This is a genomic window from Sphingopyxis sp. Soil_C_28, from assembly GCF_057657055.1.
On record NZ_JBDGJE010000002.1, the window covers coordinates 337,115 to 361,949 of the forward strand.

The following is a 24,835-nucleotide window of genomic DNA, read 5'->3' on the forward strand; positions in this document are numbered from 1 at the left end:
GACATCCCCCCCTTGGGTGGCCGCGGCCTCTTCGCGGCCACCCCTCTTTTTTCTGCTAAGGACGGCCGATGGCGCGCACTCGACTGATCGCAGCACTGATCCTGACCTATGTCGCGTTCGCGATGCTGCTCAACAGCGTCGGGACCGTCATCCTCCAGTCGATTTCCAGCTTTCATGTGACCAAAACGGAAGCGAGCACGCTCGAAGCGTTCAAGGACATCACCATCGCGGTCGTGTCGTTCCTCACCGCAAGCTATCTGTCGCGGCTCGGCCTTCGCAACGCGTTGATCGGCGCGCTCCTCCTCGCGATCGCCGGCTGTCTCGTCATGCCGCTGGCGGCCGGTTTCGGGGCGACGCAGCTCCATTTCGCGATGGTGGGCGCCGCCTTTGCGGTTGCCAAGGTGGTCGTTTATTCGATGATCGGTCTCGTCACCGACAGTCCCCGCAAGCACGCCAGCCTGACCAGCCTGATCGAGGGGATGTTCATGGTCGGCGTCCTGTCATCCTATTGGGTGTTCAGCGCCTTTATCGATCCCGCGGGGCTCCGCTGGCTGAACGCCTATTGGGTGCTCGCCGGGGTCACTGCCCTGGCACTCGCGCTGCTGCTTTCGGCGCCTGTTGACGAGCGGCGCGTGCATGAAGGCGACGACGACGCGACTGAAGCCGACCGCGCGCCGATGCGCGCGATGCTGCGCCTTGCCGCGCTGCCGCTCGTTCTCGTCTTCGTCGTCTGCGCCTTTGTCTTCGTCCTCATCGAGCAGGGCATCGGTACCTGGCTGCCGACCTTCAACAACGAGGTTTTGCATCTGCCGGCGCAGATGAGCGTCCAGGCCGCCAGCCTGTTCGCGGCGTGCATCGCGCTGGGACGGTTCGGTGCCGGCGCGGTGATGGCGCGTTTCGACTGGTATCCGGTGCTCAACATCTGCCTCGCGCTGCTCGCGGCGCTGATCATCCTCGTCCTGCCGCTCGCCGACGGGCTGCGGCCGGGACCGATCGCAAGCTGGGGCGAGGCCCCGGTCGCGGCCTTTCTGTTCCCGCTGATCGGCTTTGCGCTCGCGCCCATCTATCCAACGATCATATCGGTGATGCTGAGCGCGATGCCGGCGCGCAACCATCCGCCACTGATGGGGCTCGTCGTCGTCTTTTCGGCGCTCGGCGGGACGACGGGATCGATCATCACCGGGGCGATCTTCGCTCATCTCGACGGGCGGACGGCTTTCACGCTGATGCTGGTGCCGACCGCGATCCTCGCGGCGGGGTTGTTCCTGCTGCGCCGCCGGATCCAGTCGGCCGGATCGTGACGCGCGGCACGAAGGTCAGCTGGACGAGAAGTTGAGCGTGACGAGAGCGATGACGAAGAGAAGCACCACGGCGGTAAACAAAGCCGTCAGCGCGGTGAACAGGATCGCACTCGAAGGCCGGCGCGCGTAGAGGCCCTCGGTCTCGCCCGCGGGCGCCGTTTCGGCAGCCGGGTCTGCTTCGTCGTCATGATGCGCTTTGAGCAGCGCGGCGCTGATCGCGCTCGCGGGGACGGGCGACAGAAATTCGCACCCGAAGAGCCTTCCATCGTTGCGGACGACGCGCGCAGGGGCGGCGCCGAGTTCGGGCAGGACCAGCAGGAAGGTCTCGCCGACGGCAAAGCCGGCGTCGGTCTCGATCAAAAGGCCCGTCCGCGACAGGTTCCGGATGATGATGGCGGATTCGGCGCTCGAAGAGCGTGCGGCGACGTCGAGGCGGAGCGTGCGACGCGTCGTCCGCCTGCGGTCGGTCGTTTCGATCGGCTCCGCGATATGGGCCAGCAAGGATCTCACCAACGTCTCCCTTGGCAAACAGCCATGGCGCAGCAACCTTAACATTGCATTGTCGCGGCGACGTATCGCCCTTGAAAACAGGGCCCGGTTCGGTTTCGAACCGCCGTGCGAGAGCGGCTTTCCGCGCATTCGGGAATCAGGTCGACCCGCTCTTTCGCCGGTCTCGAAAGCGACGAGCCGTGCCGGGTTGTGGTTCGAATTGGGACGGAAATTCAGTATCGGAGTCCACATCTTCCAACAAAACAGTTATTCTATCTAATTGGATACAGGCATAATTAACTTTGATCTTCGTTCGCCGAACAGATTGAAACTTCGTGCCGATTGGCGCTGCCTAAAAATGTGTTAACGCGCTTGCGGAGTCTCGAGAATCCATGCTTTCCTGATGGATGGGGAATGTCCGAGTCGCTCGGACAGTGGGTCGCACTGAAATTGGTGGAAATTTTGCTGTGCCGTTTTTGCGGCAGGGCGAGGTGCGTTCGAGGGAAATTGACATGGATGCTTTCGACAATCCGGCGCGGAATGGAATGACGGGTCCCGAGCGCGATGGCGCGGCTAACGACCAGTCGACCCGGGCCGTATCGGGCGGCGAGTTTCTGGCTGCCGCAGCGAACGTCACCGCGGCCGCTTCGAGCCTGCCGCTGGCGATCCAGGCCATCCTCGTTCCCGACGCGAGCGGGCGCATCGTCCTGCCCGCCGGCGCATCGATCGACGATATCAGCGTGTCGGGCACCGACCTGATTGTCACGCTTCCGAACGGACAGGTTCTCATCATTCCGAACGGTGCGGTCGATATTCCCGCGATCGTCATCGACGGCGATACGGTGCCCGCCAGCACGGTGGCACAGCTGCTCGAAAATCTGGGCGAGCTGAACCCCGAAGCCGGCGTCCGCAGCTCGGGCGGCAATTTCGCCGACCCCGAAGGCCCGATCCAGGACGCCTATGCGCTCGGCGACCTGCTGCCCTATACCCAGCTTGCCTTCCCGCAGCCCGAAGAGCGCGAACTGCTTCCCAATATTCCCGACGAAGAACCGACGATCACCATCGTCACCCCCGATCAGCCCGCCGGCATCGCCACCGCAACCGCGAGCGTCAACGAGGCCGGGCTTCCCGCGCGCGGCAATGAGCCCGCGGGCAGCAACAGCGCGGCGAGCAGCGAAACGACGACCGGATCGATCGTCTACGACGCCGGCGACGGCCTCGATACGCTGACGATCAACGGCACGGCGATCACCGCCGTCGGCCAGGTCATCACCACGCCGCTTGGCCAGCTGACGATCACCAGCCTGACGCCGGGCAATGTCGGCTACAGCTACACGCTGACCGACAACACCAATGCGAACAACAATCTGACCGACCAATTCACCGTCGTGGTCACCGACAATGACGGCGACACGGCGACCGCGACGCTGACGATCTCGGTCGTCGACGACGTGCCGACGGCGCGCAATGACGCCGACCAGGTTGTGGCGGGCAGCTTTGCGCCCGAGGCGGGCAATGTCCTGACCGGCGCGGGCACGACCAGCGGCGCGGCGGGGGCCGATACCCCGGGCGCCGACGGCGCAAGCCTGACGGGTATCCGCGGACCCGGTGGCGAAGGCGGGTTTTCGGCACCAGGTACGGTCCAGGGACAATATGGCACGCTGACGATCAACGCGCAGGGCGGCTATACCTATGTGCGGAATCCGGGCACGCCCGGCGGCGTCAACGACGTCTTCACCTATCAGATTACAGACGGCGACGGCGATACGTCGACGGCGACCCTTACCATCAGTATCGCCGACGCACCGACCGTCATCACCTTCGTGCCAGGCGACGGCGAGGGTGATGGCGGGACGGTGGTTTATGAAGCCGACCTCGCGGGCCGCGCGGCCGAAACGCCGGGTTCGGCGTTCGACGGCGACGCCGCCGCGACCAGCGGCACGATCACCTTCACCGCAATCGACGGCATCGGCAGCGTGTCGATCGGCGGCGTCGTGGTGACGCCCGGATCGCTGCCGCAGACGATCGCGAGCGACGTGACGGGGACGCTCGTCGTCACCGGCTACAGCTATGATCCCGCGACCGGGCAGGGATCGGTCACCTATGTCTATACGCTGATCGACAACACGCTGGCCGGCGACGGTTCGACAGTCAGCTTCGCCCTCGTCATCACCGATGCCGACGGCGATGCCGCGACGGATGTGCTCGAAATCGATATCATCGACGACGCGCCGACGGCGCGGGCCGATAGCGACAGCGTGACCGAAGATGGGCCCACGGTTGCCAACGGCAATGTGCTGACCGGCGTCGGGGGCAATGATACGAACGCCACCGATGGCGTCGCCGATGTGCAGGGCGCCGACGGCGCCACCGTCACCGCGGTTGCGGGCGGTACCGTCGGCCAGCCGCTTGCGGGCGCCTATGGCTCGCTGACGCTGAACAGCGACGGCAGCTATAGCTATGCTCTCAACAATGTGGCGCAGCCGGTGCAGGGCCTCGCGGCGGGCGAAACGCTGACCGAAACCTTCACCTATACGATCACCGATGGCGACGGCGATACATCGACCACGACGCTGACGATCATAATCAACGGCGCCAACGATGGCGTGACGATCAACGGCCTCGGCGTCGAAGGCGGCGAAGTCGTCGTCAACGAAGACGATCTTGCCGATGGCTCGTCGCCCGACGCGGCGGCCTTGACCCAACCGGGAAGCTTTACGATTTCGACCCCCGACGGGCTCGGCAATGTGACGATCGGCGGGACGCAGGTCGTGACGAACGGCGTGTTCACTGCTGGCACCGCCACGAGTCCGCTCGGGACCGTCAACATCACGGGCTTTACGCCGACCCTCGGCGCCGACGGCTCGGTGATCGGCGGCACCTTCACCTATAATTATGTGCTGGCCGACAACACGCTGACCCACGGCGCGCCGGGCGAGGACAATGTCACCGACAGCTTTGCGGTTGTGGTGACCGACAGCGACGGGTCGACCGGCAACGCCAGCCTCGACGTGCGCATCATCGACGATGTTCCCACCGCGCGGAACGATGTCGACAGCGTGACCGAAGACAGCGGAAACGGGGACAATCCGCCGGCCGCCGACGGCAATGTTTTGACGGGCTTGGGTGGCGGCGACGCCAATGCGACCGACGGGGTCGCCGACACTCAGGGCGCCGATGGCGCGACGGTAACGGCCGTGACGGGTGGGACGTTGGGGCAGGCTTTCGCTGGCGCTTATGGCTCGCTGACGCTCAATGCCGATGGCAGCTATTCCTATGTGCTCAACAATGGCGCGCAGGCGGTGCAGGGTCTGGCTGCGGGCGAAACGCTGACCGAAACCTTCACCTACACGATCACCGACGGTGACGGCGATACGTCGAGCGCGACGCTGACGATCACGATCAACGGCGCCGACGATGGCGTGACGATCAATGGCCTGAATGCCGAAGGCGCCGAAGTCATCGTCAACGAGGACGATCTGTCGGACGGATCGTCGCCGAATGCGGCGGCGCTGACGCAGGCGAACAATTTCACCGTCTCGACCCCCGACGGCCTCGGCAATGTGACGATCGGCGGCGTGCAGGTCGTGACGAATGGCGTGTTCACCGCGGGCACCGCGACGAGCCCGCTCGGGACCGTCAACATCACCGGCTTCACTCCCGTCATCGGCGCCGACGGTTCGGTGATCGGCGGCACCTTCACCTACAATTACGTCCTTGCCGACAACACGCTGACCCATGGCAACCCCGGCGAGGATTTCGTCGGCGACAGCTTCGCCGTCGTCGTGACCGACAGCGACGGGTCGAGCGCCAATGCCAGCCTCGACGTGCGCATTATCGACGATGTGCCGACCGCCGCGAACGACAGCGCGGGTGCGGCCGAAGATGCGCCGGTGATCATCAACGTGCTCGCGAACGACGTCCGCGGCGCCGATGGCGTCGACCCCGCAACCGGCGTCGCGCTCGCGACGGCACCGGCCAAGGGCACGGTCGTCTATAATGGCGACGGCACCTTCACCTACACCCCGACCGCGGGGCAGGAAGGCAGCGACAGCTTTACCTACACGATCACCGATGGCGACGGCGACACCTCGACCGCGACGGTGACGGTGACGCTGGCGCGGGACTCGGTCCCCACAATCAACCTCGGCGCCGACAACAGCGTCGACGAGGCGGGGCTGCCAACCGGATCGAACGCCGCGTCGAACAGCGAAACGACGACGGGCAGCTTCACGCTGACCACGGGCAACGACAGCGTCGCCTCGCTTGTCATCAACGGCATCGACGTGACCGCTGGCGGCACTGTGACGACGCCGCGCGGCGTTCTGACCGTAACGGTCAGCGGCGGCGCATACAGCTACAGCTATACGCTCACCACGAATACGTCGGGCGACAACACGTCGGACAGCTTCACCGCGGTTGTGACCGACAGCGATGGCGACACCGCGACGGACACGCTGGTGATCGACATCGTCGACGACGTGCCCACCGCGCGCCCCGATATCGACAGCGTGACCGAAGACGGCCCGCTGATCGCCAACGGCAACGTCCTGACGGGCGTCGGCGGCAATGATGCGAACGATACCGATGGTGTTGTAGATGTTCGCGGTGCCGACGGCGCGACCGTGACCGGGCTTGCCGGCGGCACCGTGGGCACGCCGCTCGCGGGCGCTTATGGCACGCTGACGCTGAACGCCGACGGCAGCTATTCCTATGTGCTCAACAATGCGGCGCAGCCGGTGCAGGGCCTGTCGGCGGGTCAGACGCTGACCGAGACCTTCACCTACACGATCACCGATGGCGACGGCGATCCGTCGACGACGACGCTGACGATCACGATCAACGGCGCCAATGACGGCGTCACGATCAACGGTCTGAATGCCGAGGGCGCCGAACTGTTCGTCGACGAAGACGATCTGCCGGTGCGCGCCGGTGAAGCCGCCGGTTCGGACACGACCCCCGATGGCGTCACCGACAGCGACAGCTTCACGGTGTCGACCCCCGACGGCATGGGCACGGTCGTATTGAACAGCTTCAACGGCGTGCCGCTCGGCGCCCCGCTGACGCTCGTCGTCGCCAATGGTGCCTTCACGCCGCAGTCGGTCGCGACTGCTTATGGCACGCTCAACATCACCGGATTCGCCGCAGTGACAGGCGCCGACGGGTCGGTGATCGGCGGAACCTTCACTTATAGCTATACGCTGACCGACAACCGCACCGATCATCCGGCGGCGGGTCAGGACAACCGCACCGACAGCGTCGGCGTGGCCGTCACCGAAATCGACGGCTCGACCGCCAGCGCGACGATCGACATCCGCATCACCGACGACGTTCCGACCGCGGTGAACGACGGCGCGACGCAATCGATCGAAAATGCGCCGGTCACGATCAATGTGCTCGCCAACGACGTGCAGGGCGCCGACAGCGTCCAGCCCGCGGCCGTCCAGCTTGTCGGTGGTTCGCTGACCGGCACCGGCACGCTCGTCAACAATGGCGACGGCAGCTTCACCTACACGCCCGGCGCGCAGGAGGTCGGCACCGTCTCCTTCCAGTACCGGATCACCGACGGCGACGGCGACACGTCGGTCGCCACCGCCACGATCACGCTGGTCGCCGATTCGGCGCCGCAGATCCGCACTCCCGTCAATGTGACCGTCGACGAGGATGGCCTCGTCGGCGCGAATATCGACAACGGCCTTGCCGGCGAAGTGACCTCGACCGGCAGCGCGAGCGCGAACGGCACGATCACCGTCGATTTCGGCAGCGACGTTCCCGCGACGCTCGCGGGCTCGCTGGTCCTCAACGACAGCGCGGCGCTCGACACGCATCTGACCGTCGGCGGCGTCGCCGTCACCTTTGCCAAGGTCGGCAATGACCTCGTCGGCTCGGTTGCCGGCAACGAAGTGATCCGCATCAGCCTGACGACCGCGACCGCCGGTCCTGGCGCGACCGAAGTCACCTATGGCTATACGGTCACCCTGTCGCAGGCGATCGATCAGGCGGTTCCGGGCAGCGAAGACAGCGATTTCCTGTCGGGCATCGGCTTCACCGTCACCGACAGCGATGGCACCGCGAGCTCGGGCGCGTTCGGTGTCACGATTGTCGACGATCTGCCGACGCTCAATGTCTCCGACACCCCGACGACCGTTGTCGAAGGCGCGACCGTCAACGGCACATGGACGCTCGATCGCGGCGCCGATGGCGTCGCTTCGGTCAACGTCAGCTTCGGTGCGGGCAACGCAACGCTTTCGCTTGCCCCCGGCAGCAGCGTATCGATAACGCAGCCGACCGGCACGCTGACGGTCAACGCCAACGGCACCTTCAGCTTTGCCGCCGCGGGCAACCAGAACAACACCGCGAATCCGTCGGCCAGCTTCACGCTGTCGGCGGTCGATCGCGACGGCGATCCGACGTCGGACAGCCTGACGATCGCGATCGCCGACGGCGCGAACCCGACGAACGCCGCGCCGATCACGCTGACCGTGAACGAAGCCGCGCTGAACGGCATCGGCAGCGACCCGGCGAGCAACGCCGAAACCACGAGCGGTAACCTCAGCTTCACCGCCGGTTCGGACACATTGTCGGGCTTTGCCTTTACCGGCGTCGCCGGCCTCGTCGCCAATCTCGACGGTGCCGGCACCGACCTTTTCTGGTCGATGGCACCCGGCGGACAGACGATCATCGGCTCGCTGACCCTCGGCGGTCCCGCCGCGATCACGATCAGTCTGACGGCGCCCGCCAGCGTCGGGCCGGGCGCAACCGCTGTTGCGACCGTCACCGTCACGCTCGCCGACAATCTGCCGCATGCGCTTGCCCTTGCGGCGCAGACGCAGGCGCTCGGCAATGTTACCGTGCAGGCGACCGACACCGACGGCGATATCGCGACAGGTGTCGTCACCGTGCAGGTGACCGACGATATCCCGACAGCGCGTCCCGATGCGGACAGCGTGACCGAGGACGGCGCGACGATCGCCAACGGCAACGTCCTGACGGGTTCCGGTGGTAACGATCTGAACAACACTGACGGGGTCGCCGACACGCAGGGCGCCGACGGCGCGACCGTCACCGCACTTCAGGGCGGCACCGTGGGCACACCGCTGGTCAGCACCTATGGCACGCTGACGCTGGGCGCCGATGGCAGCTACAGCTATGTCCTGAACAATGCGAACACCGCCGTACAGGGCCTGTCCGCCGGTCAGACGCTGACCGAAACCTTTACCTACACAATCACCGACAGCGACGGCGATCCGGCGATCACGACGCTGACGATCACGATCAACGGCGCGAACGACCTGGTCACGATCAACGGCCTGAACGTCCCGGGCGGCGAAGAAATCGTCAACGAGGATGATCTCGCCGACGGTTCGTCGCCCAACGCGGCGGCGCTGACCCAGACGGGCAGCTTCACGATCGACGCGCCCGACGGGCTCAACAATGTCACCATCGGCACCGCGCAGGTGATGACGAACGGCGTCTTCACCCCCGGCCTGACGACGACCAGCCTGCTCGGCACCGTCACCATCACCGGCTTCACGCCTGTCCTCGCGGCCGATGGCTCGGTGATCGGCGGCACCTTCAGCTACAGCTATACGCTTGCCGACAATACGCTGACCCATCCGCTGGTCGGCGAAGATACGGTGAGCGACAGCTTTGCCGTCACCGTCACCGACAGCGACGGGTCGATCGCGAATGCCAGCCTCGACATCACCGTCATCGACGATGTGCCGACCGCATCGGCCGAAGCGAACCAGAATGTCGCCGAAGGCGCGACCGTCACTGGCACACTCGATTTCGTCCAGGGCGCCGACGGCGCGACCGTGACCCAGATCAACGGCACGGTGCTGGTCTTCGGCGGCGACGGCTTCTCGCAGGTGCTCGACATTGGCGCGGGCTCGATCAAGGTCAAGGCCGACGGCAGCTACAGCTTCACCGCCGACGCCTCGGTACCCGGCACCGGCACCGCTTCGGCGACGTACACGGTCCGCGACGGCGATGGCGACATCTCGACCGCGCCGATCAGCTTCACGATCACCGATGCCAATGTCCCGACCGCGGGGACGACGCAGGCGTCGGTCGACGACGATGCGCTAGCCGGCGGCAACCCCGCCAGCACGACCGGCGACCTCATCGACCCGAACAGCGACGGCGACAATAATCAGGCGACCTTCACCGGCCTGCTCAACCTCAATTTCGGCGGCGACGGCCCCGGCTCGGTAAGCTTCGCCGCGATGAACGGCCTGTTCGTCAATGTCGGCCAGGAATCGGTCCAGCTGAGCTGGAACGCCCTGACCAACACGCTGACCGGCAGCGGCCTGCGCGGCGCGCTCTTCACTGTCGTGGTGACCGATCCCGCAACCGGCGCCTATAAGGTCACGCTGCTCGACAATGTCCTGCACAGCCCCGGCGCCAACGAAAATGACGCGACGGTTTCTCTGGGCTTCACGGTGACCGACAACGACGGATCGACCGCGAACGGCTCGCTCCAGATCACTTTCGACGACGATGCGCCGACGGTCGTTGCGGATGGCGCGCAGCCGACGCTGACGGTCGATGAATCGGCGTTCGGAACCGACGCATCGGCGAACTTCGCTTCGGTCTTCACCCCGACCTTCGGCGCCGATGGCGCGGCGGCGACCAATTCGACGACCTATGCGCTCGGCATCGCCGTCGGATCGACGGGGCTTGTCGATACGCTGACGAACCAGGCGGTCGTCCTCAGCGTCGTTGGTGGTGTGGTCCAGGGCCGCACCGCGACCTCGAACGACCTCGTCTTCACGCTCAGCGTCGCGGCAAATGGCACGGTCACGCTCGACCAGCTCCGCGCCGTCGTGCACACGCCGAACAGCGGACCCAACCAGTCGGCCGGCCTGTCGGCAGACACTCTGATCACACTGACCGCCACGGTCACCGATGACGACGGCGATACCGCGACTGCCGTCGCCAATATCGGCCAGAACCTCGTCTTCAATGACGATGCGCCGGTGGCGAACGACGATGTCGCGGGCCTCACCGAAGGCGGGCCGAACTTCGTCACCTTCGACGTCGATACTAACGACAGTGACGGCGCCGATGGCTTCGGCAGCCGCACCTTCACCAGCCTGACGGGTACCTATGGCACGATCACCATCAATGGCGACGGCACCCAGACCTATACGCTGACCGCCGCCGGTCAAACGGCGATCAACGCGCTCGCCCCCGGGGCGACGCTGACCGACAGCTTCACCTACACGCTGACCGACAAGGATGGCGACAGCGATCCCGCAACGCTGGTCGTGACGCTGACCGGCACCGACGACGGGGTGACGATCACCAATCTGACGCCGGCCGCCGATGGCGGCGACGCCATGGTCGACGAAGACGACCTGCCCAACGGGTCCGACACGGCAAAGGAATCGCTGACGACCGCCGGCACCTTCAACATCTCGGCGCCCGACGGTGTCGCGAACCTGTCGGTCCATGGCACGCAGGTTATCGCCAACGGCGTCTTTACCCCTGCGACGATCGTCACGCCGCTCGGCAATACGCTGAAGATAACCGCCTATGACGCAGCCAGCGGACAGGTAAGCTACACCTACACGCTGAACGCCGCCGAAACGCACCCGAATGGCGCGGGCGAGAACAGCCTGTTCGAAAATTTCAATGTCTCGCTGACCGACACCGACGGTGACAGCACCACGAATGTGCTGTCGATCAACATCATCGACGATGTGCCGACGGCGCGGGCCGATCCGGCAATCATCGTGGCCGAAGATGCGGCGAACGTGGGCGGCAATTTGCTCGACGACGACACGCAGGGTGCCGACGGCGCCACCGTGACGTCGGTGATGATCGGTGCGACAACCACCGCGATCGCGGCGGTCGGCACCACCACCATTACCACCGCCAACGGCGTCTATACCTTCACCGCGGCGGGCGTCTGGACGTTCAACCCGAACCCGGTCAGCAACGCCGCGGCGGTCGATGCGGGTTTCAGCTACACGATCACCGACAGCGACGGCGACCCCTCGACCTCGACGCAGGCGATCAGCCTGACCGACGGCGCCAACCCCATCGGTGGCGGATCGATCACGCTTGCGCTCGACGACCAGAATCTGGCCGACGGATCGACCCCGGCGGGTCCCGATTTCGTGAACGGCTCGCTCGCCTTCACCCCCGGTTCCGACGCGATCGCATCGATCGTTTTTGCGGCCAGCATCGCCGGCCTCGGCGGCGGCCTGACCTGGGTGCGCGTCTCCGATACGCAGATTACCGGGTCGGACGGCGCGCGACTGGTTGTCACGCTCGATCTGGTGCGCGTCGGCAACAGTGCGACGGTCACCGCAACGCTGAACGACAATTATGACGATCACCCCGGCATCAATCTCGACGATCTCGCCAACCTTGGTTCGGTCGCCGTCGTTGCCACCGATACCGATGGCGATACGGCGACCGGCACGGTTAACGTCACCGTGTCGGACGACTTGCCGACCGCGCGGGCCGACACCGATGCGGTGACCGAAGATACTGCGCTCATTGCGACCGGCAATGTGGTGACCGGCGTCGGTACGACCAACGCGCCGGGCAGCGCCGATACCCAGGGCGCCGATGGTGCGTCGGTGACCGGCGTCGCCGTCGGCACGTCGGCGGTTGCGGTGGCAGGGAACGTCGGTTCGGCACTCGCGGGAACCTATGGCTCGCTGACGCTGGGCGCGAATGGTGGCTACACCTACACGCTGACCAATGGCAATGCGACGGTGCAGGCGCTCGGCGCAGGCGAAACGCTGACCGAAACCTTCTCCTACACGATCACCGATGCCGATGGCGATACGTCGACGACGACGCTGAAGATCACCATTAACGGCTCGAACGATCTGCCCACGATCGGATCGGCGACGACCGCCGTGTCGGACGAAGGCCTGCCGGGCGGATTCCCCGATTCGACTGGTACGGTCGATACCACCAACCTCACGGTCCGGACCGGCACGATCACGGCCACCGACCCCGACGGCGATCCGCTGATCTTCTCGCTTGGCGCACCGGCGACGGCGCTGTCGTCGGGCGGCCAGCCGATCGTCTGGGATACGACCAATCCGCAATTGTTGCTGGGCAAGGTCGGGGCGAACACGATCATCAGCGTTGCGATCAACAACGGCGGCAACTTCACCGTGACGCTGTCGGGCCCGATCGATCACCCCAACACGACGCTCGAAGATGCGCTGTCGCTGGTGGTGCCGGTCAGCGTCAATGACGGCACAACGACGGTCACCAACGCGACCGCGCTGACGATTGGCCTCGAGGATGACTCGCCGGTCGCGATCGCGCCGCTCAACGCATCGCTGATCAACGCGCCGGGATCGTCGGTGTATCAGTCGCTCGATACCGATGGCGACGTCGACAATAATTATGGCGGCGACGGTCCGGGAAGCGTGATCTTCACCGCGGCGACGATCGCGGCGCTCCAGAGCCAGAATCTGACCGCAGGCGGCCAGGCGCTGACCTATGTCATTTCGGCGGGTGGCACCGTTCTGACCGCCGAAAAGCCGAACGGCGACGATGTCTTCATCATTCGCCTCCAGCCCGCCGGCCATGCCGACCAGTATCAGGTCCAGATGGTCCAGAAGCTCGATTCGACCGCGACGGTCGATTTCAACAGCGGCGGCTATAATTTCGTCGGCGGCAATACTGCATGGGTCGGCTTCGTGAAGGCGGGCGACAACAACAGCCAGGATATTCTGGTCACGCCGATGAAGAGCGGCGTCGACGGCGGCACGGTGAACGCCAATGCGACCGAAACGGGCGTCGACAACAACAGTGTCGGGGCGAATGAAGCCATACGCGTCGATTTCGTCATCGACCTGACCGGATCGCCCGCCAACGGCGCCGACTATGGCACGCTGGCGAACCAGAACCACGCCTTCGACTCGCACTATAATGCGAACGGGGCGTCGGCGCTGTTCACGAATATCAACAGCAGCAGCAGCGTCCGCCTCGTCGCGCGCGACGATATCGACACCGACAATGATATCGGCGACGGCGTCAAGGACACGATCAACAAGGTCGCGATCAGCTTCAACAATGCGACGCTCTCGGTGACGGCGAACGGCACCTATAATGTCGGCGGTCAGAACTTTACCGTGACCTTCCTCAACGGCGAGGCAACGGTCACCGGGGTTGTCGCGAACACCGTCATTGCCGGCTTCACCGCCGACGGGTACAACAGCATCGAATTCCACCACGCTGGCGGCGACACGTTCAAGATCGGCGATTTCGGCGCGGTCGTGCAGACCGAGAATCCGGTGAACTTCAACGTTCCGGTCACCATCGTCGACGGCGATGGCGACACCGCGCAGGCGTCGCTGGCGATCACCACCGCTTCGCCCTTGCTGGTCATCGGTTCGGCCACCGGCGATACGGCCGGCGAACCGACCGACCATGTTGTCGCCAATCCGCAAGGTCAGGTCGATGGCGCGATCCAGGGCGGTTCCTTCGACGATACGCTGGTCGGCGACCCGGGGTCGGTGACGATCACCGAGGGGCAACAGGCGAATGTCGTGCTCGTGCTCGACAGTTCGGGCAGCATGACGACCCAGATCAATTTCGGCGGCGGCACCATTTCGCGGATGCAGGCGCTCAAGAATGGCGTGAATGCGCTGATCGACAGCCTTTCGCAGTCGGGTGCGCAAGATGTGCGCATCACGGTAATCGATTTTGACACCAATGGCTCCAATCTGGGGACGTTCAATCTGATCGTGAACGGCGTGGTCCAGACCGCGCAGGTCACGTCGGCGAAGGCGGCCGTCAACGGGATGACGGCCTCCGGCGGCACCAATTATGAAGACGGTCTGCAAGACGCGCTGAGCTGGATCAACGGCGGCAACGGCATCGCGGGCGCCGACATCAACAAGGTGGTGTTCGTCTCGGATGGCAGCCCGACCTATTGGAACAGCGGCGGCACCGGCAATGACGATGCAACCAACGTCCAGAATTCGATGAACCAGGTTCTCGGCTCGGACGGGTCGAATGAACCCCAGCAAATCCTCGCGACGGGCTATTCGATCGACGCCGTCGGGGTAAACGTTGATGGGACGCTGCTTGCCCGCCTGAGCGATGTCGAAGATGGCGTTGCATCGGGCGGGACGGGCAGCGCGACCAACGCGGCATCGGCGGAACAGCTGGCCGCCGTGTTGCAGGTCCTGGGAGGCTCGACCGACCTTGCCGCGGCGGGGAATGACGTCATCAACGGCGGCGACGGCGCCGACGTCATCTTCGGCGACGTCCTTTATACCGACACGCTCGCGACCCAGCTTGGCGTGAATCTGTCTCCGGGCTCGGGCTGGGCCGTGTTCCAGACGCTGGAAGGCCGGCCGACCGCCGAAACGCTCGATCCGGCGGGCAATGGTGCCGATTGGAACCGCCAGGACACCATCGCGTATGTCCGTGCGAATGCCGAGGCGCTCGCAAAGGAAAGCGGCCGGACGAACGGCAACGACACGATCAATGGCGGGGCCGGAAACGACATCATTTATGGTCAGGAAGGCAATGACACGATCAACGGCGGCGACGGCAATGATCTGATTTCGGGCGGGACGGGTCGCGATACGCTGACCGGCGGCACCGGCACGGACACCTTTGTCTTCAACATGGGCGAAAGCCGCGCGACGATCGGTGGCTCGGGCAACGCCGGAACGATTGCCGGGCATGACGTCATCACCGACTTCAACGTTGCGGTCGACATATTGAACCTGCCCGGCACCCCGGCAGCGGCCGGAAACGGCGCGGTGAATGGCACCGATTCGCTGCTGACGATCGGGGGCGCGACGATCAAGTCGCACTCGGTGACCAACGGCGTGATTACGTTCGACGATGCGAACACGTTCTCAACTGCGCTTTCGATCACGACCGACGCGCAGGTGGCGGCGGTCGTCGACTATCTGCAGCGCAACGATCTGGGCGTGACCGGCACGACCGTCGCGTTCGCGGCTGGCGGGCGGACTTTCGTCTACCAGCAGGTCGGAGCGACCCAGAGCCCGGCGAACGACATTCTCGTCGAACTGACCGGGGCGGCCATCGCCAACCTCAACACGCTGATCGGTACGCGGATTACCCCCGTTACGCTCGACCTCGGCGGCGACGGGCTCGACTTTGTCTCGGCCTCGGCCGGTGCCGCCTTCGACTATGACGGCGACGGCGTCCGCGAAGCGACGTCGTGGGTGGGCAGCGGCGACGGCATTCTCGTCCGCGACGCCAATCGCGACGGGATTGCCAACAACGGCAGCGAAATCAGCTTCTCGGTGGGCGGCTCGACCGACCTCGAAGGGCTCCGCCTGCAATATGACAGCAATGGCGACGGCAAGCTCAGCGCCGCGGATGCCGAATTCGCAAGCTTCGGCGTCTGGCAGGACGCCAACGGCAACGGCATCACCGATGCGGGCGAATTCCGCTCGCTGACCGACCTTGGCATCGCCAGCATCGCGCTGACATCCGACGGCCAGGCCTATATCGCCGCAAACGGCGAGGTGATCGTCCATGGCGAAGCGAGCTTTACGCGCACCGATGGCAGCACCGCCGCCGTTGGCGACGTTGCGTTCATCACGCCGCGGCCTGCGAACGATGTCGAACGCGCCGCCAGCAATCAGGCGCTGACCGCCTCGCTGGTCGCCGCCTCGCTGATCGCTGTTCGCGAAGCGCAGCCCGACACCGCGCAGCCGTTGATCGCCGCCGTAGAAGACGAAGCGGCGCCGGTCGTGACCGAAACGGGTGTGGCAACCGGCGCCATCGATGTCGCGGCCGAAACGCCGTCCAGTGTCGGCGGCGAAACGTCCGAGACGGCCGACTCCGCGGTGGCCGCCTCCTCGACGGCGCCGCTGTCCGACGAAGCGGGCGCCGCGTCGTCCGATGGTGTCGGCGATGCCGGCTGGCGCGCCGAATCGGGCGACAATCCCGACACCGCCGAATCGGATTCGCTGTTCGACGCGGTCGCGGATCGCGGATCGTTCGACCCGGGCCTGATGGACGGCCTGCTTTCGCTGGCGGTCGTCCCGCCCGGAACGGCTACGGCGGGCTCCGATGCGACGGCGCATGATCCGGCGGCCGTCGCGGTGCTCGCCGAGGTTCTGGAAAGCGGCAGCAGCGCAGTCGATCAGCTGATCCATGCCGTCGCGGGCGGGCCGGAGACGGTACAGGTCGTGGCGGCCGAAGCGCCCGCTTTCGATCTCGCGCAGTTCCTCGATCAGAAGATTGCGCCCGACGTGGCGTTCCCGACCAGCCAGCCGCTGGAAGTGGACATCCACAATATGGCGGCGGCCTGATCGAGCAATTTAGGACCAGTGGAACAGAAAATAACGGGAGGGCGATAAGAATATGGCACATCAACCGGGAAAATGGATGGCGGGGGCAGTGGCCGCGCTGGCCTTCGCCCAGCCTGGCAGCGCCCAGGCACAGGCTCTTGCCGATCTGCCGATCGATCAGGTGCGAACCGAGGTTCAAACCCGGTATGACGCGGCCCTGGCGCTGACGGTCGACCGTTCGGTCGTCGCCGCCAACAGCAACGTCTATACCTGGGCTTCGGAAGCGAAGGTTCAGTGCGGTATCGCCAAAGGCTTCCTGAAGTCGAACACCAAGGACGCCGAAAGCCTGCGCCGCTGCGATTTTGCTTATGGCATGATGACCCGCCGGCCGCAGCCGACGCCGGAAGCGCCGCTTGTACCGCCGGCGCCGCCGACGGAAAATTGCCCGCCGGAGGTCGCCTCGACCTTCTATTTCGACTGGGATTCGACTGCAGCGCCCGCCGATGCGAGCCAGTCGGTCGCCTTCATGGCCGAAAATCGCATGCGGTGCAGCTGGCGCAGCTTCACGGTCGTTGGCCACACCGACCGGTCGGGCTCGGACAAATATAATGATGGTCTGGCGATGCGCCGGGCGCGCGTCATCGCCGACATGATGGGCGTTGCCGGCATTCCGGCCGATGTCATCGCCGTGTCGGGCATGGGCGAACGCAAACCGCGTGTTCAGACCGTGGATGGCCAGCGTACGCCGGAGAACCGGCGTGTCGAAGTTGAAGTAAATGGGACGGGGGGACAGTGATGAAACCGCAATATAAGCTCGCCGGCTTTGCCTCGGCCATCGCCATATCCCTTTTTGCCAGTTCGGCCTTTGCCGAGCCGACCAGCATGCAGAATGTCATGGCGGTCGCGATCGATTCGAATCCGCAGATCAATCAGGCGGAAATGAACAAGCAGGCGATCGAGTTCGAACTCGAGCAGGCGAAGGGGCTGTATCTGCCGCGCGTCACGCTCGAAATGTCGGCGGGCGTCCGCCGGCTCGAAAATGCGACGCGCCGCAACCTCGGCATCGCCAATCAGGAACTTTATCCGCTCGAAGCGGGGATCCGTGCCGAGCAGACGCTGGTCGATTTCGGCCGGCGCCACGGCGAAAAGCTGCGTCAGGCGGCGCGCGTCGACGGGGCGGCGCTGCGCGTGCTCGAACGGTCCGAGTTCATTGCGCTGCAATCCGCGCGGCAATATCTCGACGTCCTGTTGCAGCAACGCGTCGTTGCCGCGGCCGAAGACAATATGACCTTTCACAACAGTCTGGTTTCGGACCTGTCGAGCGGCGTGACCGCCGGATCGATCAGTGTCGCCGACCTGCAGCAGGCGCAGGAACGCGCCAAGGCGGCAAGCGTGCGTGTGTCCGAAGCCAGGGAAGCACTGCAGAATGCAAAGATCGAACTGCTCGCGCTGAGCGGGCTCGAAGTCGAAGACGTCCAGATGCCGCCGGCGATGGCTGAAAAGCTGCCGGTCAGCCTCAGCGAAGCGGTCGGCCTGACCCGGTCGCGGCACCCCAAGGTGCTCGAGGCGCAGGCCGATGTCGATGCGGCGAATGCCGAGGCGAAGAAGGAAAAGGGCGATCTCTTCCCGACGGTCGGCCTCGAATTTTCGGGCCGGGTTGGCGACGATATCGACGCGTTCCGGGGCGAGACGACCGACCTGCTCGGCCGTGTCGTCCTGCGCTGGGATGTTTTCAACGGTGGGATCAATCAGGCGAAATATCAGGAGATGATACGCCGCGCGAGCGAGAGCCGTTTCCGCCTGCATGAAACCGAACGCAATGCCGAGGCCGATACGCGACGTGCATGGAACAGCCGCGAGACGCAGACCGCGGTGTTCCGCGACCTCGTCGACCAGAGCAAGTCGACCGACGAACTTCTGCTGTCGTACCGCGAACAATTCTCGGTCGGCCGCCGTTCGCTGCTCGATGTGCTCGATGCGCAGAACACGCGGTTCAACGTCCAGGTACGCGCCGAAACCGCGCGTTTCTCGGAGATGTTCGCGGTCTATCAGATCCTCGCATCGACCAATAGCCTGCTCGAGGCATTCAACCTGACCGCACCCGAATCGCGCCGCGTCTATGCGCGCGAAAAGGTCGGTTATGGCCCGCCGGCGCCGGCCGAACTCCAGCGTCGTCATTACCCGCAATAATTTCTTAGTGGATTGATTCTAAGTAGAAAATTTCAATATGGTTCAGAATCAATCCACGATTGCGCGTATCGGTAAAGAGGCGCCAGGCGATCCGCTGATCGCCTGCATCCTCTTTGTCGCGCAGCATTTCGGCCAGAATTTCCAGCGCGGCGCGCTTGTCGCGCTCGCGCGCGATGAAAGGGGCTTCCTCCCCTTTCATCAGGCCGAAGCCGCGCTCGACCTGTGTTTCATCAACCACGAGCGGCTGCCCGCGCGCAAGGTCCGGAACCTTGCGCGCGACCTGCCGGCGATTATCCGCCGCAAGGACGCGTCGTGCGCGGTGCTGATCGAAGCGCGCGACAGTCAGTATCTGGTCTGGGAGCCCGGCGCCGACGCGCCGGTATGGGCCGACGAGGACAGCGTCGAAGAGGGCTATGCCGGACAGGCGGTCGCCGTCGCCGCCGACCCGACCGCGATCCGCGCCGAAGAACGGCCGTGGGACGAACAGGCGAAGCGCCACTGGTTCTGGAGCGAGATCCGGCGGATGCGCCGTTCCTTCTATCCGGTGCTCGGCGCGGCGCTGATGATCAACCTGCTCGGCTTTGCGCTCCCGCTGTTCACGATGAACGTCTATGACCGGGTGATCCCGAACAAGGCGGTGTCGAGCCTGTGGGTCCTCGCCATCGGGGCGCTGCTCGCCTTTGCGGTGGAATTCACGCTCCGTCTTGCGCGCTCGACCTTGCTCGACGATCTCGGGCGCGAGCTCGACGTCAAATTGTCGGAGAAGATTTTCTCGAAGGTGCTGAACATGCCGCTGGCGGACCGCCGTGGCAGCACCGGCATGCTCGCGCGGCGCGTGTCCGAATTCGAATCGGTCCGCGATTTCTTCGCCTCGACGACGATCGTGCTGCTCGTCGATATCCTCTTCCTCGTCCTGTTCCTGGTCATGATCGCGGTGCTCGCGGGCTGGCTCGCGCTCGTCCCGCTGCTGATCATCGTCGCGATGGGTGTCGCGGGCTATTTCCTGCAGCGGCGCATGGTGCAGGCCTCACTCGACAATCAGGCCGACGCCAGCATCCAGCACGCGATGCTGGTCGAAACGATCGGCGGCGCCGAAACGGTCAAGAGCTGCGCGGCCGAGGGTCAGGTGCTCGGCCAGTGGCGCCGCATGGTCGATACCAGCGCGCGGACGCAGGCGACGATGCGCCGGACGGGCGCCGCCGCGATCAATCTCGCGACGCTGGGCCAGCAATTCTCCAGCCTCGCGCTCGTCGTCGGCGGTTTCTATCTGTTCGACGAGGGCAAGATTTCGATGGGCGCGATCATCGCGATCGTCATGCTCGCGGGCCGGTCGATGGCGCCGGTCGGGCAGCTCGCCTTCCTGATGACGCGCGGGCGACAGGCGCTGACGACGATGGCGAGCATCCAGCAGATGATCGAGGCCGACGACGAACGCCGCATGGGCAGCAGCGCGCTGAACCTGACGATCGACACGGGCAATGTCGCCGTCGAAGGCCTGTCCTTCACCTATCCGGGCGCCGCGGCGCCATCGCTGACGGACATCAATCTGAAGATCGATGCCGGCGAGCGGATCGCGATCGTCGGCCGGGTCGCGTCGGGCAAGTCGACGCTCGGGCGCCTGCTCTGCGGGCTTTATGCGCCCGAGGCCGGCAATATCTTCATCGACGGCCTCGACAGCCGCCAGCATTCGCCGATCTATCTGCGTTCGCAATTCCGCTTCGTCGGGCAGGATGCGGTCCTGTTCAGCGGCTCGATCAAGCAGAATATGCAATTTTGCGCGCCCTCGGCGACCGATGCCGAACTGCTCGCGACGCTGCAATCGATCGGTGCCGACCGTTTCATGGGCCGCGACGAAACCGGCCTCGACCGCGGCACCGGCGAACGCGGCGGGCAATTGTCGGGCGGCCAGCGCGGCTTTCTGACCATCGCCCGCGCGCTCGCCTCGCCTTCGCGCCTGCTGTTTCTCGACGAGCCGACCGGCGCGATGGATACGCAGAGCGAACGGCTTTTCATCCAGGCGCTCGATAAGGCCGTCGCGAAATCGCAGACGGTGATCATCGCCACCCACCGCGAGGCGATCCTGCAGATGTGCGACCGCATCATCGTCATCGACGGCGGCCGCATCGTCGCCGACGGCCCGCGCGCCGAGGTGCTCGCGCGCTCGACCAAGGAACCGGCATCATGATCCCTGAACTCAATATCGGGCGCGATGGCGCCGCGGCGACCGACGCACCTTGGGCCGACCCCGATGCGCTTGCGCCCGGCGCGTCGAAGGGCCTGAAGATCGTCCTGCTCGCCTTTGCGCTGGTCGCGGCGGCGATCCTCTTCGCGTCGACCAACGACCGGCTTTCGCGCGTCGTCGAGAATCTGGTCGCCAGCTGGACGACCGACCCCGCGGTGGCGGCGAAGGCCGCGAAGCAAAAGGCGATCGCAAAACTGATTACCGAGACCGAGACCGACTCGGTCGTCCCGACCGCCGAAGGCGCCGATGCGGTGGCGCGTAACGCCTTGCTCCCGGTTTCGGCGCTGCCGGTCGAAGCGGCGCGGCCGTTTATCATGCCGACGCTGACGGTGGTTCAGGCGACCAATGCGCAGCGCTGCCTGACGCAGGCGATCTATTATGAGGCCGCGACCGAGTCCGATGCGGGCAAGGCCGCGGTCGCGCAGGTCATACTCAACCGCATGAAGCATCCCGCCTATCCGAACACCGTCTGCGGCGTGATCTATCAGGGCAGTTCGCGCCCCGGCTGCCAGTTCAGCTTTGCCTGCGACGGATCGATGCGCCGCCCGCCGGTCGCCGCTTTGTGGCGCCGTTCGGCCGAGATCGCGCGCGCCGCGCTGTCGGGGCATGTCGAGGTGAGCGTCGGCATGGCGACGCACTATCACGCCAATTATGTCCTGCCGCGCTGGGCACCCAAGCTGACCAAGATCGAACAGATCGGCGCGCATATCTTCTATCGCTGGCCGGGGTCGTGGGGGAAGCCGGGTGCCTTCTCCGACGCCTATGCCGGGGCGGAGCTGATCCCTGCGTTCAGCCAGCTTTATCAGGGCGGTGCGGCGGCGGCCGATGCGCTGCCCGGTGAAGCGATTGCGGTCGAGGGTGTGCCCCCGCCGCGCGACCCCACCGACCGCCGCACCGACACCGACGTCGGCGGCCGGATCGACGTGACCAAGGGCTGGGTCCCGAATATTCCCGACCCGACGCAAAGCAAGTCGCGGTTCGACAGCCTGACGAGCCAGCAGGGGGCCGAGGCGGCACCCGAGCCCCAGAGTGTTAAGTAGAGGCGCGTTTTCATGGTGAAGTTCTGGCAGCGTTTGCGCGGTAGCGAACAGATCATGGTGGCGGCCGCCGCCGGTTTCGTGCTGTTCCTGCTGTGGGCGAGCATCGCGCGCGTCGACGAGATATCGCGCGGGCAAGGCCGCGTCATCCCCTCGTCGAAGGTCCAGATCATCCAGTCGGCGGAACCGTCGACGATTCGCGAAATCCTCGTCCGTTCGGGACAGACGGTCAAAAAAGGCCAGCTGCTCGTCCGTCTCGACAACACATCGTCGCAGTCCGAACTCGGCCAGCTCGAAACCGAAAACGCCCGGCTGGGCCAGCGCGCGGCGCGGCTCGCCAGCGAAGGCGGCGGAGCGGGGTGCACTGGCGAGAGCTGCGGCGACGAAATGCGGCTGGCGCAGGTACGGCGCTCGTCGCTGCAAAGCCAGCTCGCCGCGTTGTCGGCCAGCGTCGAGCAGCGGCGCCGCGACATGGGCGAAGCGCAGGCGACGGCATCGTCACTCGAAAGCAGCCTGGGCCTCGCGCGCGAACAAGTCGCGATGCTCGCGCCGCTCGCGGCGAAGGGCGTCGTTCCGCAAACCGAATTGCTCACCGCGCAGCGCGAAGTCGTCGATATTCAGGGCCGCCTTGCCGCAGCACGCCAGGCGATTTCGCGTTCGCAGGCCGCGGTACGCGAAGCCGGCGCCGAAGTGTCACGCGCGCGCTTCGACTTCCAGCAGGAAGCGCTCAACGAACGCAGCCAGCTGACGACCAAGATGGCGGTCAATCAGGAAACGATCCGCGGCGCCGAAGGACGGCTGGCGCGATCCGAAATCCGCTCACCGACCCGCGGTGTCGTCAACGATTTGCTCGTGAACACCGTCGGTGGCTATGTGAACGCCGGGGAGAAGATCATGCAAGTCGTCCCGCTGGGCGATAAACTGCTGATCGAAACGCGCGTCACGCCGCGCGATATCGCGTTCATCAAGGTCGGCGACCCCGCAAACGTCAAAGTCACCGCTTATGATTTCTCGATCTATGGCGGCTTGAAGGGACGCGTCGTCCGCGTCTCGGCGGACAGCATCTATGACGAAGTCGAGCGGCAGGCCTATTTCACCGTCGTTGTCGAGACGAGCAATAGCTATCTGATATCGAACGGCCGCCGCCTGCCGATCACCCCCGGCATGCTATGCGATGTCGAGATTGTGACGGGCAAGAAATCGGTTCTGAGTTATTTGCTCAAGCCGGTCTTGAAGGTCAGCGGGTCGGCGCTCACCGAACGCTGATTGTTCAGCGCCAGCGTATAGGATTTTTGCGACGCCGGGATCGCGGTGAGGTTCGGTGACGGCTGCGTGCCGCGATAGGCGTGCACCCAGCGCTGGTTTTCGCTGAACGACAGGACCGGTCGCACGGCATTGGCGCGGCTGCCGTCGTACAGACGGTCGGTGACATTATCGAGCACGAGCTTCCCCGCGTCGGTCTGGACGAGCAGGAAGGCATGGTCGGCGTTCGCGGCCAGATCGCGGAGCAGCACCAGCTTCATCCGCTCGGCATCGACCCCCGCGGCGCGCAGCATCTGCATTTTCAGGATCGCGAAATCCTCGCAATCGCCTTTACCGCGCGCGATCGTCTGCTCGGCGGTCGCCCAGAAATCGCGTTGGCGGTAATTGCGGTCGTCGTTCACATAGGCGATCTCGCGATTGACCCACTGATTGACGCGCGCCAGCAGCTCCTGTTCGCTCAGCCCCGGCACAGCATTCGCGCGGCGCAGCTTGCCTTGCATCAGCCCCGCGGGCGCGGCTCGGCGGACATGATTCCAGCGATCGTCGAACCGCGTCCGTTTGACCGGGATCGCGCGGGTGCCGAGTTCGGCCGTCGCGTCATAGCCCGCGGTTTCGGCGAGCGGAGCAAAGATCGACGGCGCGCCGCAGCTTTCGGCGCCGGGCGGCACAAAGGCGATGGGTGACCGGCTCGCGGGTTCGAGCGTCTGGCGAACCGGGAACGCATCGAGACTGGCAATGACCGGCACGGTGACCGCGGGTTCGGGCGTTTCGGTGCCCTGCTCGGCGCGGATCCGGTCGAGCGCGCTTGGCGCCCCGCCCAAAATGGCGGTGGAGATGTCCACGCGCGCGGCGGGCGCATAATAGGCCGCGACGGGGCACGCCGCCTTGCTGTCTGCCAACATCTTCACGTTGAGCAGCTTGGGCGAGGCATGCGCGGCCGACGACGTCAGCGTCGCAGCGGCAAGGGCGACGGAGACAATGAGCCATCGCGAATCGCCAGCGACAAGATGGGCAGGCTTTCTCATGCGGCCCGATTTGCCCGGGCGA

9 protein-coding genes are annotated in these 24,835 nt (G+C 65.3%); 7 read left to right on the forward strand and 2 right to left on the reverse strand.

Annotated features, from left to right (window positions below):
* Positions 1 to 68: 68 nt before the first annotated feature.
* Positions 69 to 1,301 (forward strand): MFS transporter, encoded by a 1,233-nt coding sequence (locus tag AC3A43_RS09835; RefSeq protein ID WP_487792363.1) that lies wholly within the window; start codon positions 69 to 71, stop codon positions 1,299 to 1,301.
* Positions 1,302 to 1,316: 15 nt separating this feature from the next.
* On the opposite strand, the gene AC3A43_RS09840 is transcribed toward AC3A43_RS09835, so the two are convergent.
* On the reverse strand, positions 1,317 to 1,811 hold the full coding sequence (locus AC3A43_RS09840; protein ID WP_487792364.1) for a PilZ domain-containing protein: 495 nt from the start codon (positions 1,809 to 1,811) through the stop codon (positions 1,317 to 1,319).
* Between the two features lie 491 nt (positions 1,812 to 2,302).
* Between AC3A43_RS09840 and AC3A43_RS09845 the strand changes: the two genes are divergently transcribed.
* The 6 genes from AC3A43_RS09845 to AC3A43_RS09870 are packed head-to-tail and all read left to right on the forward strand — an operon-like array spanning position 2,303 to position 23,791.
* Positions 2,303 to 17,077, forward strand: coding sequence for a VCBS domain-containing protein (locus AC3A43_RS09845; RefSeq protein WP_487792365.1), 14,775 nt, complete (start codon positions 2,303 to 2,305; stop codon positions 17,075 to 17,077).
* 52 nt (positions 17,078 to 17,129) lie between these two features.
* Complete coding sequence (locus tag AC3A43_RS09850) at positions 17,130 to 17,852, forward strand: OmpA family protein (protein WP_487792366.1); 723 nt, start codon at positions 17,130 to 17,132, stop codon at positions 17,850 to 17,852.
* The gene (locus AC3A43_RS09855; RefSeq protein WP_487792367.1) at positions 17,852 to 19,246 is read left to right on the forward strand and encodes a TolC family protein; all 1,395 of its coding nucleotides are present in this window, start codon (positions 17,852 to 17,854) and stop codon (positions 19,244 to 19,246) included. The genes AC3A43_RS09850 and AC3A43_RS09855 overlap by 1 nt, the downstream gene beginning before the upstream one ends.
* Positions 19,247 to 19,283: 37 nt before the next feature.
* Positions 19,284 to 21,431, forward strand: coding sequence for a type I secretion system permease/ATPase (locus AC3A43_RS09860; protein WP_487792368.1), 2,148 nt, complete (start codon positions 19,284 to 19,286; stop codon positions 21,429 to 21,431).
* The gene (locus AC3A43_RS09865; protein WP_487792369.1) at positions 21,428 to 22,528 is read left to right on the forward strand and encodes a cell wall hydrolase; all 1,101 of its coding nucleotides are present in this window, start codon (positions 21,428 to 21,430) and stop codon (positions 22,526 to 22,528) included. Before AC3A43_RS09860 ends, AC3A43_RS09865 begins: the two co-directional genes overlap by 4 nt.
* Positions 22,529 to 22,540: 12 nt before the next feature.
* Entirely contained in the window at positions 22,541 to 23,791 is a 1,251-nt protein-coding gene (locus AC3A43_RS09870; RefSeq protein WP_487792370.1) for an HlyD family type I secretion periplasmic adaptor subunit, read from the forward strand.
* Here AC3A43_RS09870 and AC3A43_RS09875 read toward each other — a convergent pair.
* Entirely contained in the window at positions 23,737 to 24,813 is a 1,077-nt protein-coding gene (locus tag AC3A43_RS09875) for a transglutaminase-like cysteine peptidase (RefSeq protein ID WP_487792371.1), read from the reverse strand. The two genes, AC3A43_RS09870 and AC3A43_RS09875, sit on opposite strands and share 55 nt — an antisense overlap.
* Positions 24,814 to 24,835 lie beyond the last annotated feature (22 nt).